Origin of the sequence: Chryseomicrobium excrementi (assembly GCF_002798305.1) — a bacterium.
In the GTDB taxonomy this organism is placed as follows: domain Bacteria; phylum Bacillota; class Bacilli; order Bacillales_A; family Planococcaceae; genus Chryseomicrobium; species Chryseomicrobium excrementi.
This window is the reverse complement of record NZ_PCGR01000001.1, coordinates 381,449-396,857: the sequence shown is the minus strand read 5'-3', so window position 1 is coordinate 396,857 and position 15,409 is coordinate 381,449. Positions and strand designations below refer to the sequence as shown.

The 15,409-nt window shown below is 43.6% G+C and carries 17 protein-coding genes and 1 riboswitch; of the genes, 10 read left to right on the top strand and 7 right to left on the bottom strand.

The features are described from left to right. The first annotated feature begins 115 nt into the window (after positions 1 to 115). Both CQS04_RS02010 and CQS04_RS02005 read left to right on the top strand, forming a co-directional pair. On the top strand, positions 116 to 397 hold the full coding sequence (locus CQS04_RS02010; protein ID WP_100352532.1) for a DUF1033 family protein: 282 nt from the start codon (positions 116 to 118) through the stop codon (positions 395 to 397). A gap of 190 nt (positions 398 to 587) precedes the next feature. Continuing rightward, positions 588 to 788, top strand: a complete 201-nt coding sequence (locus CQS04_RS02005) for a cold-shock protein (protein ID WP_094941967.1) — start codon at positions 588 to 590, stop codon at positions 786 to 788. A 37-nt stretch (positions 789 to 825) separates the two neighbouring features. On the opposite strand, the gene CQS04_RS02000 is transcribed toward CQS04_RS02005, so the two are convergent. Continuing rightward, positions 826 to 1,482: a hypothetical protein gene (locus tag CQS04_RS02000; protein ID WP_100352531.1), complete on the bottom strand. Its 657-nt coding sequence runs from the start codon at positions 1,480 to 1,482 to the stop codon at positions 826 to 828. Positions 1,483 to 1,579: 97 nt separating this feature from the next. Between CQS04_RS02000 and CQS04_RS01995 the strand changes: the two genes are divergently transcribed. Continuing rightward, positions 1,580 to 2,041: a YkvA family protein gene (locus CQS04_RS01995; RefSeq protein ID WP_245858726.1), complete on the top strand. Its 462-nt coding sequence runs from the start codon at positions 1,580 to 1,582 to the stop codon at positions 2,039 to 2,041. Between the two features lie 34 nt (positions 2,042 to 2,075). On the opposite strand, the gene CQS04_RS01990 is transcribed toward CQS04_RS01995, so the two are convergent. Beyond that, positions 2,076 to 3,683, bottom strand: a complete 1,608-nt coding sequence (locus CQS04_RS01990) for an ABC-F family ATP-binding cassette domain-containing protein (protein WP_100352529.1) — start codon at positions 3,681 to 3,683, stop codon at positions 2,076 to 2,078. A 57-nt stretch (positions 3,684 to 3,740) separates the two neighbouring features. Further along, positions 3,741 to 4,256, bottom strand: coding sequence for a peptide-methionine (S)-S-oxide reductase MsrA (msrA, locus tag CQS04_RS01985; protein WP_100352528.1), 516 nt, complete (start codon positions 4,254 to 4,256; stop codon positions 3,741 to 3,743). A 109-nt stretch (positions 4,257 to 4,365) separates the two neighbouring features. Between msrA and CQS04_RS01980 the strand changes: the two genes are divergently transcribed. The 5 genes from CQS04_RS01980 to CQS04_RS01960 all read left to right on the top strand — a co-directional run bounded on the left by CQS04_RS01980 (position 4,366) and on the right by CQS04_RS01960 (position 8,879). Beyond that, positions 4,366 to 5,289 (top strand): LCP family protein, encoded by a 924-nt coding sequence (locus CQS04_RS01980; protein WP_100352527.1) that lies wholly within the window; start codon positions 4,366 to 4,368, stop codon positions 5,287 to 5,289. A gap of 11 nt (positions 5,290 to 5,300) precedes the next feature. Then, the gene (locus tag CQS04_RS01975) at positions 5,301 to 6,503 is read left to right on the top strand and encodes an AI-2E family transporter (RefSeq protein ID WP_100352526.1); all 1,203 of its coding nucleotides are present in this window, start codon (positions 5,301 to 5,303) and stop codon (positions 6,501 to 6,503) included. Between the two features lie 2 nt (positions 6,504 to 6,505). After that, on the top strand, positions 6,506 to 6,889 hold the full coding sequence (locus CQS04_RS01970) for a sporulation protein (RefSeq protein WP_100352525.1): 384 nt from the start codon (positions 6,506 to 6,508) through the stop codon (positions 6,887 to 6,889). Between the two features lie 54 nt (positions 6,890 to 6,943). After that, a riboswitch (SAM riboswitch) is annotated at positions 6,944 to 7,047 on the top strand. 57 nt (positions 7,048 to 7,104) lie between these two features. Then, a complete protein-coding gene (metA, locus tag CQS04_RS01965) occupies positions 7,105 to 8,013 on the top strand; it encodes a homoserine O-acetyltransferase MetA (protein ID WP_100352524.1) in 909 nt (302 codons plus the stop codon). 5 nt (positions 8,014 to 8,018) lie between these two features. Then, the gene (locus CQS04_RS01960) at positions 8,019 to 8,879 is read left to right on the top strand and encodes an aminoglycoside phosphotransferase family protein (RefSeq protein WP_100352523.1); all 861 of its coding nucleotides are present in this window, start codon (positions 8,019 to 8,021) and stop codon (positions 8,877 to 8,879) included. Between the two features lie 166 nt (positions 8,880 to 9,045). Here the strand turns inward: CQS04_RS01960 and parC are convergent, their stop codons facing one another. Continuing rightward, entirely contained in the window at positions 9,046 to 11,466 is a 2,421-nt protein-coding gene (gene parC, locus CQS04_RS01955; protein WP_100352522.1) for a DNA topoisomerase IV subunit A, read from the bottom strand. Then, a complete protein-coding gene (gene parE, locus CQS04_RS01950) occupies positions 11,466 to 13,433 on the bottom strand; it encodes a DNA topoisomerase IV subunit B (protein WP_100352521.1) in 1,968 nt (655 codons plus the stop codon). Before parE ends, parC begins: the two co-directional genes overlap by 1 nt. A 186-nt stretch (positions 13,434 to 13,619) precedes the next feature. Here parE and plsY point away from each other — a divergent pair, with 186 nt between their 5' ends. Together plsY and CQS04_RS01940 are read left to right on the top strand one after the other, a co-directional pair. Further along, positions 13,620 to 14,225, top strand: coding sequence for a glycerol-3-phosphate 1-O-acyltransferase PlsY (gene plsY, locus CQS04_RS01945; RefSeq protein WP_100352520.1), 606 nt, complete (start codon positions 13,620 to 13,622; stop codon positions 14,223 to 14,225). Positions 14,226 to 14,237: 12 nt separating this feature from the next. Continuing rightward, on the top strand, positions 14,238 to 14,534 hold the full coding sequence (locus CQS04_RS01940) for a HesB/YadR/YfhF family protein (RefSeq protein WP_100352519.1): 297 nt from the start codon (positions 14,238 to 14,240) through the stop codon (positions 14,532 to 14,534). A gap of 11 nt (positions 14,535 to 14,545) precedes the next feature. On the opposite strand, the gene CQS04_RS01935 is transcribed toward CQS04_RS01940, so the two are convergent. Then, entirely contained in the window at positions 14,546 to 14,857 is a 312-nt protein-coding gene (locus tag CQS04_RS01935; RefSeq protein ID WP_100352518.1) for a hypothetical protein, read from the bottom strand. Next, positions 14,857 to 15,276: an acyl-CoA thioesterase gene (locus CQS04_RS01930; RefSeq protein ID WP_281257820.1), complete on the bottom strand. Its 420-nt coding sequence runs from the start codon at positions 15,274 to 15,276 to the stop codon at positions 14,857 to 14,859. The genes CQS04_RS01935 and CQS04_RS01930 overlap by 1 nt, the downstream gene beginning before the upstream one ends. Positions 15,277 to 15,409 lie beyond the last annotated feature (133 nt).

Sequence of the window (15,409 nt, the reverse complement as noted above, 5' to 3'; positions counted from 1 at the left end):
ACCGAAAAGTTTCATTCTTAACGTAAGTATCAGTTTCTAGACAAAGAATTGCAAGCACTTTAGTCGACAGCACCTAATTGTTTTAGCATAATGAGAGAAGGAAGGAGGGACACACATGTATCGTGTGATCTATATGAAGGCTGATTATGAGCCGTGGTATTTGTTTGAAGGCTGGCAGCACCATATTGTAGACAGCTGGTCCTTCCCATCCGAGAAGGAAGCAAAGCAGCATCTTGTACATAAAGTTCAAGAGTTTCAACAAGCCTACACATTTTCTCGTGAAATAAATGGCTACCATGCATTTTGGGATGGCAAAGAAGTTTGCTATTGCGAAGACTGTGAAGAAGACTTGCAGCTCTATCATGGCTTGTTTATTTTTACGGAACTAGCAGAATAATGCATGTAATCAGATAATAGCTGTTGACGAAGAAACTGGAACTGATATAATTTAACTAACAATGTATAGTGAAAACCGTAACCCAATTCACATATCCTATGTAGTGATCGATGTGAACGCATCGGTACTTCATCGGATATGTGAATTTTTTGCTTTTCACATATTGATTATCTATTTGGAGGTTGTTCACATGAAACAAGGTACAGTAAAATGGTTCAATGCAGAAAAAGGATTCGGCTTCATCGAAGTTGAAGGAGAAAACGATGTATTCGTACACTTCTCAGCAATCAACGGTGACGGATTCAAATCTCTTGATGAAGGTCAAGCGGTAGAGTTCGAAGTGGTAGAAGGCAACCGCGGACCACAAGCTGCGAACGTAACAAAACTATAAGATACAAAAAGGATGACCCCCGTGGTCATCCTTTTCTTTACTCTACAGATTCTAAAGTGGAAGTCACTTCAAACTGTTCTCCTTCGCCTCCAGGCATTTTGAAGACACGTTTCACTTCGCCAAATCCTTGGGCAAAGTACTTTTGTAGGATGCTTCCGTCAGATCCTTCTTGCTCCATGACTAAGACATCTGAAAAATTCTGATACGGTGTTTCTAAAGAAGCGTTTGTGTCGGTGATGGTCCAACCGTTGAACTCATGACCCACCTCAAAAGGTAGAGATAAATAGATTTCAAGTTCTGGCATGGACTCCAGTTCGCTGAGAGCGGGAAAATCCGCATCATAGGCTTCTGCTTGCTCAAAGATTTTCACAATGCGATTTTCTTCAACTCGGTAAATCCGTTGCATCACAGTACCCCCATTGTCTTCTAGCGTACCAATATAATTTTCATATAAGTGCTGTGTACTCAAGGTGTAAGTGGCGTACTCATTTCCGTCACCTAAAAACGAGGCTATCGATTGATTGGGCATGAAGTAGTCATGCAGGTCAATCTCTGTCTCGGGCGTTTCAGCTGGCTCTTCAGTGGAAGGCTGTTCTTCAGTTGGAGTCGGTTGTGGCTGTGGTGACGGGTCATCTGCAGCTTGCTGAGAACAGGCAGCGAGTAGCATCACGAGTAGTAGCAAGAGCTTTTTCATGTTCAGATGCCTCCTTTAACTTGTTAGACGGGTCGAGGGAGCTGGAAGTTTCAAGTTACGAAAAAATTGGTATACTGATGGAAAGGGAGGAATCATGATGCAAACTACTGAGTATGAACAACAGCTCGATTTTTATGAGCGTTTACGTAAGTCTATCACGTCCTACTTTCAAAAAAAAGGAATGACCAAAGTCACGTCCTATCTATTATTCGCACCGGATATTTTTCATCTGATGATCAAATCCTTAGCAGACCCGCGTATTGATTTTAAAAGCAAGGCTCTACTTGGGGCTGGAATCGCTTATTTTGTTGCACCAGTCGATTTCATGCCAGAACTGCTGGCAGGTCCAGGCGGATTTGTCGATGACTTAGTCATTGCCACATTTGTACTGAATATGCTGGTGAATCGCCTGTCTCCACAAGTGTTAGAAGACCATTGGGCAGGAGATGACAACTTACTCGCAACACTGAAACGCTTATCTGCAAGTGGAGAATCTATCTTAGGGAAGCTCCCAACTAAATCGTTGATCGGTCAATTTATGAAACGAACTCCTATGTAAAAAAAACACATCCTGCGGGATGTGTTTTTTGTATTTATTTTGTTACAGCGTGTTGCTCTTTCCACTCAAGAAACTCATCGTACGACAATTGTTTATCTAGAATCGTTCCATCTGGTTGGATCTCGATGACACGATTTGCAATTGTCTGGATGAACTGATGGTCATGGGAAGTGAACAACATGGCACCTTTAAATGCAATCAATCCGTTGTTGAGTGCTTGGATAGACTCCAAGTCCAAGTGGTTGGTAGGCTCATCAAAGAGCAATACATTCGATTCAGATAACATCATCTTCGATAACATACAACGCACTTTTTCTCCACCAGATAAGACAGAAGGCTTTTTCTTTACTTCTTCCCCAGAGAACAACATACGTCCTAGGAAGCCACGCAGGAAGGTCTCAGACTCATCGTCTGGTGAATACTGACGCAGCCAATCAACGAGTGACGTTTCACTGCCTTCGAAGTAACGAGCATTATCGATAGGGAAGTAGGCACGAGTTGTAGTGACACCCCAACGAACCGACCCTGAAGTTGGTTGTTCTTCTTCGGCTAAGATGCGAAGAAGTGCAGACTTAGCAAGTTCATCACCAAGTAATACCACTTTGTCGTCTTTGTTTAGCATGAAGTGAACATCTTTCAATAACGTTTGACCTTCTTGCTCATAGCCTAAGCCTTGAACTTGAAGAACATCGTTACCGATTTCACGTTTCATGGAGAAGTTGACGTATGGATACTTACGAGAAGATGGACGAATATCATCGAGCTCGATTTTCTCAAGAGTTTTCTTACGAGATGTTGCTTGCTTGGATTTCGAAGCGTTGGCACTAAAGCGTGCAACGAATGCTTGAAGCTCTTTGATCTTTTCTTCTTTTTTCTTGTTCTGGTCTTGTGCCATTTTTAAAGCTAGTTGGCTTGACTCGTACCAGAAATCGTAGTTCCCAACATAGACTTGGATCTTTCCAAAGTCTAGGTCCGCAATATGTGTACATACTTTGTTTAAGAAGTGACGGTCGTGAGATACGACGATAACTGTGTTCTCAAAGTTAATCAAAAACTCTTCTAACCACTGGATCGCCTTTAAGTCCAAGTGGTTGGTAGGCTCATCGAGTAAGAGTACATCGGGTTTGCCAAATAGAGCTTGAGCAAGCAAGACCTTCACTTTGTCAGAACCATTTAAGTCGCTCATAAGCTTAGTGTGCATCTCTTCTGTGATACCTAAGCCCTGAAGCAAGATAGCTGCTTCCGATTCTGCTTCCCATCCGTTCATGTCAGCAAATTCGCCTTCAAGCTCTGCAGCGCGCATGCCGTCTTCATCAGAGAAGTCTTCTTTCATGTAGATGGCGTTCTTTTCTTTCATGACCTCATAGAGACGTTTGTGGCCCATCATGACCGTCTCAAGAACCTGGAACTCTTCGTATTCAAAGTGATTCTGCTTCAGGACAGCTAGACGCTCATCCGGACCCATGGAGACGTGGCCTTCTTGAGGCTCTAGGTCACCTGATAGGATTTTAATAAATGTAGATTTCCCAGCACCGTTGGCACCGATCAAACCGTAACAGTTTCCTGCAGTAAATTTAATATTGACATCTTCAAAAAGTTTACGATCACCAAATCGCAAACTGACTTCGCTTACTTGAATCATTAGTTCATACCCTCCTGTTAACACAATCATTTCATTATACCATGAAATGAGGAAATGTCACTTCCAGTTCTTCTCGATGAACTCGTCACGACCAGACTGGGCACGATCTTGTTGGTAGTGATCTGGTTCTTTTTTATAAAAGTCTTGATGGTAGTCTTCTGCTTCATAAAAGGTAGAAGCAGGTAAGATACGAGTGACAATAGGTTTCTGGAACTTGCCGCTTGCCGCTAATTCCTCTTTTGCTTTTTCAGCAAGTTGTTGCTGTTCTTCTGTTGTATAGAAGATTGCTGTACGGTATTGATCCCCGCGGTCTTGGAACTGTCCCTCGTCGTCTGTAGGGTCAATCTGCTGCCAATAAATCTCAAGAAGTTGACTGTAAGGGAACAAGGCTGGTTCGAACTCGATCTCCACGACTTCGAGGTGGCCTGTAGTACCTGTTTTTACCTGTTCGTATGTTGGGTTGTCAACATGACCACCCATGTAACCAGATGTCACTTTATGAATGCCAGGGTAGCTATCGAATGGTTTTACCATACACCAAAAACAGCCGCCTGCAAAAATTGCTTTTTCCATAGTATCTCCTCCGATTCATGGTGCTGAAAAAATTCTATCACTTCTGCGCAAACTATGAAACTACTTGTTCTTCCAATACGTTATGATATCTATAGAAAGGGTGTTGACCATGGAAGAATTACGAACAGAGAGAAGGGCCCGCAAACGACGCAGATCGCCTTTTAAAGGCTTAATGAAGCTCTTAGTCGTGTTGGTGCTAGTTGGTGCCGGATACGTCGCATTTACTTACTGGCAAGGGACCCAATTGGCGGAGGAGCAAGAGCCGGAAGCATTTTCTGGAACTGCCTATGAGGGAGGTCGAATGAATGTGTTGCTCTTAGGCGTGGATAGTCGGGGAGAAGAGAAGTCACGAACGGATACGATGATGATCGCTTCTTGGGACCCTGACACGAATGATGTGAAATTGGTGTCGCTCATGCGGGATATCTATGCAGAAATCCCAGGATACCAATCCTATAAGTTAAACACTGCCTACTACCTCGGAGGTGCAGAACTCACTAAACAGACGATTGAAGGGATGTTCGGTGTCCCGATTCATCATTATGCACTCATTGATTTTACGAGCTTTGAGACGATGGTCGATGTGTTAGCTCCGGACGGCGTGGAGATCGATGTAGAAAAAGACATGTCCGAGGAAATCGGTGTAGAATTGAAACAAGGTGTTCATAAACTTTCAGGAAAAGAGCTCTTGGGTTATGCAAGATTTCGGAAAGATGAAGAAGGCGATTTTGGACGTGTTAGACGCCAACAAGTCGTGTTCGAAGCGTTGTCAGAAGAAATGACTTCACCAGGAAACTTGCACCGTCTGCCTAAGTTTGCAGGGGCTTTAAATGGGTATATTCAAACAGATATCGGCAGCACAGAAAAACTTGGCTTCCTACTAGACGCTGCTACAGGGGGCAAGCCAGAAATCGAGCGCTTGACCATTCCTCGCGAAGGGGAGTACAGCTACAACTCATACAGCCATGCCGGAAGTGTAATCGAAATCAATAAGGAAGCAGCTCAGACTGCGATTTCAGAGTTTCTCAAGTAGGGGGGAAAGCTATGTTCGAAGACAAAAAGTCAGGGTTTTTTGACACAAGATTTATTCAATTTTTAGGTGGGAAGAATACGATTTTTGCTTTACTGCTGATTGTCTTGATAGGATTAACCATATTTATTTTCGATTTGGTATCGTTTGTGTTTAATCCACTTACCGTCTTTTTAGGAAATGTAGTATTACCCATCATCTTAGCAACTATAGTGTATTACTTATTGCGTCCGGTATTGCGTTTACTAGAACAGGTAAAGATTCCGCGCATCTGGGGTATCTTGATTCTGTTCTTGGCAGTCGTAGGACTGATCACTCTGATTGTACTGCTCGTATTTCCCTATTTAAAAGAACAATCGATTCGTTTTATCGAAAACTTCCCTGATGACTTTTCGCTGCTTGTGAACAACTTTACAGCTTGGCTGCAGACATCGATGTTTTCAGGCTACTACGATACGATTGAAGCAGACCTTAATGAGATGATTCAAGATCTACCAAGTCAACTGGCGATGTTTTTCCAAGATACGTTCACTAGGATCGCTACGGGAATCACATCTTTTATTGGTGCAATCACCAGTTTTATTTTAGCCCTTGTCACAGTACCGTTTATCGTTTTTTACTTACTAAAAGACGGGGAGAAGTTGCCACAGTACATCTTACGCATGTTGCCTCCTCGTATGCGTGACGAGACGGCACAAGTGTTCACGGACATCGACAAGCAGATCAGCTCATACATACAGGGGCAATTATTGGTCTCCGCTGCCATTGGATTCATGGTGTTCATTGGATTCAGTATCATCCAGATGCCCTATGCCGTACTTCTAGGAGCAATTGCTATGGTGACGAGTGTGGTGCCATACCTCGGACCAATTATTGCAATCACACCAGCGGTCATCATCGCATTGATTCAATCCCCGTTCATGTTACTGAAGCTTGCAGCAGTATGGACCGTTGTCCAGTTAGTTGAAGGAAAGTTCATCTCGCCTCAAATCATGGGCAGAACATTGCATATTCATCCGATTACGATCATCTTTGTTTTAATTACGGCCGGTGCTTTATTTGGAGTACCTGGCGTTATCCTTGGGATTCCAGGGTATGCTATAGTAAAAGTAATTGTCACACACTTTTTCCGATTGTTTAAAATGCGGTATAATCGATATGAGCCGGTTGTGGACAATCACTATGAATATAGTACGAAAACAAATAAGGTGGAGTAATTATGAATTCGTTTGAATCGCATATTGAAAAAGGATTGATCAAAATTGATACGGTGGTCGACCATCCGTATATTGAGCACGGCATCAACCTCTCTGGAACTATCTACATCGAAGGACTAGAGAATGATGAAGATCTTGAAGATATTCGTCTAGAAGTATGTAAGAAAGAGACGCGGGAATTAGTGGCGAAATTGTCATTTGAGCCTGTGGGCAGTGCCTCTTCAAAGGCCACGCGGATGATTCCTTTTGAAATCATACCAGATGAGCGCTGGGTTCCAGAAGAGGGAGCGGAAGCGACGCATTTGACATTGATTACGACCGCTTTCTTTGGTGACGGGAGTCATGAACAAGACGAGGATGATTTGATCTTCGATATTGAAGAATAGCTTGCTAGGTCTTTCATGTAGTGCTAAAATGACAGCAACATCCCAATTGAATAGCTATTATCAAGAGAAGCCGAGGGATATGGCCCTGTGACGCTTCAGCAACCTCTGCAGTGCAGAAAGGTGCTCCCTCCATCAAGTGCTGACTTGGAAGATAATATTACCGACACTCTGCCCTTGTATGGGTAGAGTGTTTTATTTTGAAGGAGTGAAGTGACATGCCGATTAATTTACCAAAAGAATTGCCTGTTATTGAGAAATTACGCGAAGAACATATATTTGTGATGGATACAGAACGGGCCCATACTCAAGATATCCGACCACTCGAGGTATTGATCGTCAATTTAATGCCTGAGAAAGAAAAGACTGAACATCAATTGTTGCGGCTCTTAGGAAATACACCTCTCCAGACCAACGTGACGTTTTTACGAATGGCGAGTTATCAGCCAAAGAACGTCAGTAGCAGCCATTTGGATCAGTTTTATAAAGTGTTTGACGACATCAAAGACCGTCGCTTCGATGGTATGATCCTAACAGGAGCCCCTGTTGAGCAGATGCCATTTGAAGAAGTTGCCTACTGGCCAGAAATTGTGACATTACTCTTTTGGGCAAAAACACATGTAACATCTACCTTATCAATTTGCTGGGGTGCACAGGCAGTGCTGTATCAAGAATTTGGTATTGATAAAGAAGCATTACCTAAAAAGTGCTCAGGAGTCTTTTCTCATCAATTGGTAGCTCCTCATCTAGCTGTCGTACGGGGGTTTAACGATACGTTTCTTGCTCCGCATTCAAGACATACGACGGTATCCTATGAATCGATTCTGAAGCAGCCAGAGCTCGAACTAGTTGCATTATCAGATGACGCTGGAGTGTTCTTGATCCAGTCGAAAGATCAGCGCCATATAATGGCTACCGGCCACTTAGAGTATGATGCAACTACTCTCCGTGACGAGTACGAACGAGACGTAGCAAAAGGGTTAAAGTGCCAGGTGCCCGATAACTATTTTCCTAATGACGATCCATCGCAGACTCCGCAAAACACATGGAGATCTCATACCCATCTGTTATTCTCTAATTGGTTAAATTATTATGTGTATCAACAGACGCCTTTTGATTGGAGCTAGATTTTATGACTTTTGAAGAAAAAATTGCCGCAGCCTTTGGTGAGCAAGGGGAGAGGTGGCTTGAGAAGCTTCCCCAGCTGATCCGAAAAGTGGAGTGTGAACACGGGCTCCACTCGATTCAACCTTTCTCTAATCTGTCCTACAATTATGTAGCAAGAGCTATAAAAGAGGGGCAAGAAGTGGTTGTAAAGATTGGCTTACCTGGATATGACTTCACAAATCAGGTTAGGGCTCTTGAAGCGTTTGATCAAACTATCATAGCCGCACTGTTAGTCTCAAATGTTGAAGAAGGCTACTATATTATGGAAAGTATTTCGCCTGGAACTACTTTAAATGCTCAACTTCCCGATACGAGAACTAATGTTCGATTTTTTGTGGAGCAGTGGAGGAGGCTACATAATATAGTTCCATCTGAAACGATAGAAATAACATTACCTAGCATTGATACATGGTTTCGAGCTCTTGACGCAGAAATCTCTGAAGTTCCAAAAAGTTGGTTAGTTGAAGCAAAACTTGCAAGTTCGAGATTAAAAGAATTACAGCAAGATACGAATTTACATGGAGATTTGCATCATGAGAACATTTTATGGGACGACACGCGTGGATTTGTAATTATTGATCCTAAAGGCGTCGTTGGACATGCGTATTATGATTGTGTGCAGTTTTTGTTCAATAAAAATCGATCTGTTGAAGAGTTTGCTCAAAAAGTTACTTGGTTGATTGAAGAACATGGATTTGAACAGACTAAATTGCTAGATGCAATCAAAGCACTTGGAATGGTGTATTTAGTTTGGGCAATTGAAGACAAAGTTCCAGAAGCACGGGAACGTTATGAAATGATGAAGTGGATTATGGAAAGAGAGTAAAAGAAGGAGACTCTAAATGAGGTCTCCTTTGCTTTCAAAATAAATTAGTTTCCATAATATATATTATCTAAAGTTAAGTTTCATAAAGTAGTATACTTGAAATAATGAGATATTAGAGAAAAAACCAGGATTTTTTAGGTCCTGGTTTTATAATTCTTTTTAAATTTTAAAGCTCTTTTACTTTTAATCCTTGAATAGCTCCAACAACATCAACATCCACCAAGAAACTGCCATTTGAATAACGATCGACTGACTTTAGTTCTTTGACGATTAATGGATCACTGTCGCCTTTAGCAGTTTGAGGAATCAATACAGCATCATTTGGAACGTATCTCACATCGACGATTCGATGCGCATTTGTTTTTAATTCTCGTAATACGACCACTCCACGTTTTGCACGTGAACTTGGTTCCAACTCTTTGCGTGCCAGTTTCTTCACAGCGCCTCTATGCGTCACAACTACAAAGAAATCCTGGCTGTCTTTTGCAATCATATTTGTTGCAACAACCGCATCTCCGTCTTTTAAATTGATGGCCTTGACCCCTGCTGTCTTGACACCAGTAATTGGGATTTCGTCTAAAGAATACGTCAATGCATAAGCTCCCATTGTAAAGAACGCAATATCATCTGAAGGATTTGCAAAGTGTACGGATACGACTTCGTCACCTTTTTTTAATTTCATTGCTTTTAATGTGCGGTTGTATCGCTGAACGTAGAACTCAGCAAGCAACGACCGCTTCACTTGACCATCTCTAGAGACCGTCACCACAGTGTGATCTAGCTCAAACGACTCAATGGCCACAGCATGGATGATCTGTTCATTCGGGTCTAGCTGCACGATGCTTGAGATATGCTGACCAAGGTCTTTCCAGCGAATCTCCGGCAATTCATGAACCGGCTGATAGATATAGTTTCCGAGACTCGTAAACAGTAGCAAGTGATGCTGTGTGTTGCTCGTCATATCGAGCAGCAACTCATCTGTCTCTTTCATCGCGAAGTCTTTCCCATTTGATGCTTGATACGAACGTAGTGACGTGCGCTTCACATAGCCCTCTTTTGTCACTGTAAGACGAACGTCTTCGCTTGGAATCAACACATCCAGGGTCAATTTGATCTCTTCAATCGCATCTTCAATTACAGAACGACGCGGTTCTGCATAAGCTTTTCGGACGTCTTGTAGTTCTTTTTTGATGACGCGAATCAGTTTTTTCTCATCACCTAGAATACCTTGCAATTGTGCAACAAGCTTCGTTAGGTCCGCATGCTCTGCTTCAAGTGCCGTAATATCCGTATTCGTTAAACGGTAAAGCTGGAGTGACACGATGGCTTCAGCTTGTTCTTCTGTGAACTCATACGACGCCTTCAAGTTTTCTTTAGCATCGCGTTTGTCTTTCGAAGCACGGATCGTTGCAATCACTTCATCTAGAATAGATAATGCCTTCATCAAACCTTCCACAATATGAAGACGAGCTTTTGCACGCTTCAAATCGAAATCAGAGCGCTTGCGAATGACTTCTTTCTGATGCTCTAAGTAGGCATCTAGAAGTAGAGGCAACGTCATCATCGTTGGGCGTCGATTGTAGATGGCGATCATATTAAAGTTGTACGACACTTGAAGGTCTGTGTTCTTCAATAGATACTGCAAGATGCCATGTGCATCGACGTCTTTTTTCATTTCGATGACGATACGAAGACCCGTACGATCGGATTCGTCTCGAATATCCGCAATTCCGTCTAACCGTTTGTCAGAACGCTGCTCGTCCATGCGTTTGATCAGATTCGCTTTATTGACCTCATAAGGAAGCTCTGTAATGACGATTTGCTGCTTGTTTCCTTTGATCGACTCAATCTCCGTTTTAGATCGGACGATAATCTTCCCTTTACCGGTCTCATAAGCTTTCTTGATGCCGTCGACACCTTGAATGATACCACCTGTTGGGAAGTCAGGTCCCTTCATAACTGTCATCAGCTCATCAACTGTGACAGCTGGGTTTTCCATATACATGAACAAAGCATCAATGACCTCGTGCAAGGCATGTGGCGGGATGTCTGTAGCGTACCCAGCAGAGATTCCAGTTGATCCATTCACAAGGAGATTCGGGAAACGAGCAGGTAAAACAGTTGGTTCACTGTCCGAGTCATCAAAGTTTGGAATAAATTCAACCGTCTCTTTTTGGATGTCTCTCAATAATTCAGAAGAAATCGCTGATAGACGAGCTTCTGTATAACGCATTGCAGCTGGTGGATCTCCGTCAACAGACCCGTTGTTTCCGTGCATCTCTACAAGTAAGTTTCGTAGCTTCCAGTCCTGACTCATGCGTACCATCGCTTCATACACTGAACTGTCTCCGTGTGGATGGTAGTTCCCGATTACGTTACCGACGGTCTTTGCAGACTTACGAAACGCTTTGTCATTTGTGTTGCCTTCTGTATACATCGCATATAGGATTCGGCGTTGAACCGGTTTTAAGCCGTCTCGTGCATCCGGTAGTGCGCGGTCTTGAATAATATATTTACTGTATCTGCCGAAGCGGTCACCGATGACCTCTTCAAGTGGCAAATCTTGAAAACGTTCGATTTGGGACATTACAATTCACTCTCCATATGAATACGTTCATTTTCTAGTATCGTGCCATCTTCTTCAAGACTAAAGTCGACGTGGCTCTCGATCCACTTGCGTCGTGGTTCAACCTTATCACCCATCAAGGTCGTCACGCGGCGTTCGGCCCGTCCTCCGTCTTCAATCGTGACACGAATCAGTGTACGCGTCTCTGGGTTCATTGTCGTCTCCCAGAGCTGATCCGCATTCATCTCACCTAATCCTTTATAACGTTGCAGGGAATAGCCTTTTCCAATCTTTTTGATGGAATCCTGCAATTCTTTTTCAGTCCATGCATACGTGCTAACTTCTTTCTTGCCGCTTCCCTTGAACACTTTGTAAAGTGGAGGCAAGGCGATATAGACCTTTCCTGCTTCAATCAGTGGTTTCATATAGCGGTAGAAGAACGTGAGCAGCAACACTTGGATGTGGGCACCGTCCGTATCCGCATCAGTCATGATGACGATTTTGTCATACGCGATGTCTTCTACATTGAAATCAGCTCCGACTCCCCCACCAATGGCATGGATGATTGTCGCGATCTCTTCGTTTTTCATGATATCTACTAGCTTTGCTTTTTCTGTATTGATGACCTTCCCACGAAGTGGCAGGATGGCTTGGAACGTACGATCACGACCTTGTTTAGCAGAACCTCCAGCAGAGTCACCCTCCACTAGGTACAGTTCATTACGTTTCGCGTTTCGAGACTGGGCAGGTGTCAGCTTCCCAGAAAGAAGCGTATCGTTCTTCTTGCGCTTCTTGCCGCTTCTCGCTTCTTCACGAGCCTTGCGTGCTGCTTCCCGCGCTTGTTGGGCACGAATGGCTTTGCGGATCAAAGAAGCCGTCAGATCGGCGTTTTCTTCTAAAATGTATTGAAGCTTTTCTGAAATGACCGTGTCCACTGCACTTCGGGCTTCATTCGTTCCGAGTTTGCCTTTTGTCTGGCCTTCAAACTGCAGCATGTTCTCTGGGATACGCACGGAGATGATGGCTGCAATCCCTTCACGCACGTCAGAGCCGTCCAAGTTCTTATCTTTTTCTTTCAACAGGCCTGTTTTGCGAGCATAGTCGTTGAAGACGCGAGTGAGTGCCGCTTTGGCGCCTGTCTCATGGGTTCCACCGTCGCGCGTGCGTACATTGTTGACGAACGAAAGAATGGTCTCTGAGTAGCCGTCATTAAACTGGAACGCGAACTCCACTTCGATATCTGATTGTGTGCCTTCCATGTAAAACACATTGTGTAGCGTGTCTTTTTCTTCATTTAAATAAGCAACAAATGCTTCAATACCCGTCTCGTAGTGATAGACTTCTATTGTATCGGTTCTTTCATCTTTTAATGTGATGCGGAGTCCCTTTAATAAGAAAGCTGACTCACGTAGACGCTCACTGAGTGTTTCAAAATTGTATTTCGTAACAGAGAAGATGGTAGGGTCCGGTAAGAAGTGAACGAGTGTCCCGGTCTCTTTTGTTTTGCCTGTTTCGTGCAAAGCCACCTCGACTTTCCCGCCATGAGAAAACTTTTGATAGAACTTCTTGCCGTCCCGGTGAATTTCTACTTCTACTTCTGTGGACAAGGCATTCACTACAGAAGCACCCACCCCGTGAAGTCCTCCGCTCGTCTTGTAGCCGCCTTGTCCGAACTTTCCTCCTGCGTGCAACACTGTAAAGATGACTTCTGCTGTAGGCTTACCTGTTTTGTGAGTTCCCGTTGGCATCCCACGACCATAGTCGCGGACACTGATGCTGTTGTCTTTATGGATCGTCACATCGATCTGTGTTCCAAAGCCTGCAAGACTCTCATCCACGGCATTGTCGACGATCTCGTAAACCAAGTGGTGTAGGCCTCGCGTGTCTGTCGATCCGATATACATACCCGGACGTTTCCGGACAGCTTCCAGACCTTCTAGTACTTGAATATCATCATCTGTGTAGGCTGTTAAAGTCTGTTTTGCCAAGTTGCTCTCTCCAATCAAACGTGTGTTCTATTTTTAACGATACGCTTGTCCAGCAGTGATGTCAACTGCTAGACCGTCATTCTCTAAGTGTAAAGAAACAGTGAAAAGATTGCAATGCACTCTGTCCAATCAAAATTCGAATATGGTAAACTACTACTACAGAACTGTTTATTAAAGGAGACTGCTATGATTACTGGAATTGCATTACTACTTGCCTACCTGCTCGGTTCCATACCGACAGGGCTTATAATAGGAAAGGTTTTCTTTAAGACAGATATACGAGAGCATGGGAGTGGAAATCTCGGAGGGACAAACACGTTCCGTGTCCTAGGGAAACCTGCTGGCCTAATCGTTTCGCTGATTGACATCTTAAAAGGAACAGCTGCTGTATTGTTGCCGGCACTTGCAATCTTCACAGATGTCGGTGTTCATCCGCTAGTTCTTGGGGCAGTGGCTGTTATCGGTCATATGTACCCGGTGTTTGCCGGCTTCCGTGGAGGAAAAGCGGTCGCAACATCTGCTGGAGTATTACTTGGTTACAACTGGTTGTTCTTCCTGATTCTACTCGTGTTGTTCTTCGTGTTATTGAAGCTCACGAAAATGGTATCGCTGACTTCCATTTTACTATCTATCATTGCTTTCCTGATGGCAGTGGGGTCACATTTCTTGATTCGCCCTGATGTTCCGCTTATTCTATTGATAAGTGTCTTGATGATCTTTATCGTGTACCGTCACCGTGCGAACATCTCGCGCATTCGTCAAGGTACGGAACCAAAAATCTCTTGGATATAGGAAGTGAGCTCGATGAACATCGTGATCTCTGAACAAGCACTCCACTGGTTTAAAACAGATATGGACGCTGTAAGTGGTGAGTGGATCCAATTTTACCCACGCTATGGAGGGAGCAGCAAGCTCCATGAAGGGTTTACGCTTGGGATGACCAAGGCAGAGCCTGATGAACCTGCAGTGCAGCAAGACTTTGATTCTATCCATTTCTACATTGAAGAACGAGACCTGTGGTACTTTGATGACCATGACCTTCATGTGGATGTGGACAACGAAAGAAATGAAATCGTATTTGACTATCAAAAAAGATCGTAGCCTCCTGAAGGTTACGATCTTTCTTTTTGTATAAAACGCTTATATTGGTCCACTAAGCCTTCATCCTGTAACACTTGCTTCTGGATGTCTCCGAACAAATCAAAATGAGGATAACCTTCTTTGTGGTCGATCCACGCTTCTTTAAGACCATACTGCCGTCCCCACTCTGCAAGGCGCTTTGTATCTTGGCAACCGACTTTCGTGACAGAAGTCGAACTTGGAAAACGAGGGTCTAACCAGTAATGCGTCAAGATAGCCATCTCTCCTGCTTCAATCCGCCGCTTCCACTCTACTAGCTCTGTTTTCGAGATCCCAAAAGCCATTATGCTTGCACGCACGCTTTCTCGTACGCTTCGTGCCAGTCTTGATCTACTTTGGATAATGCGATAGGACGGAACGTCTCTTTTGCTACTAATGTATGGACGGTCTTGGCCGTAGCTAGGACGGTACTATCTTCTTTCGTCACTTCGTAGCCGTAGATGGTCTTTAAACGACTGTACGAATCGATCCAAGTCGTTACAGTGACGGTGTCGCCATACCTTGCGCTTTGTTTGTATTGTATCGACACGTCTAATACTGGCGACAGGTAGCCTTTTGATTCAAGGCCGGCATAATCGAACCCTAGGTCTTTGATCAGCTGTGTTCGGCCCATCTCGAGCCAGACAAGATAGTTTGCGTGATAGACGACGCCCATCTGGTCGGTTTCTGCATAGCGAACTTCAATAGATTTGCTACTTTTCAAGTTGATTCACCTCACTATCAGTATACATCATAGAACAGGAAGTACTAAAACAACTAGATATTATTCAAGAATAACAATAGGGTTAACTCTATATTATTTCAATATAGTTATATAGAATTCACGTTATCATTCT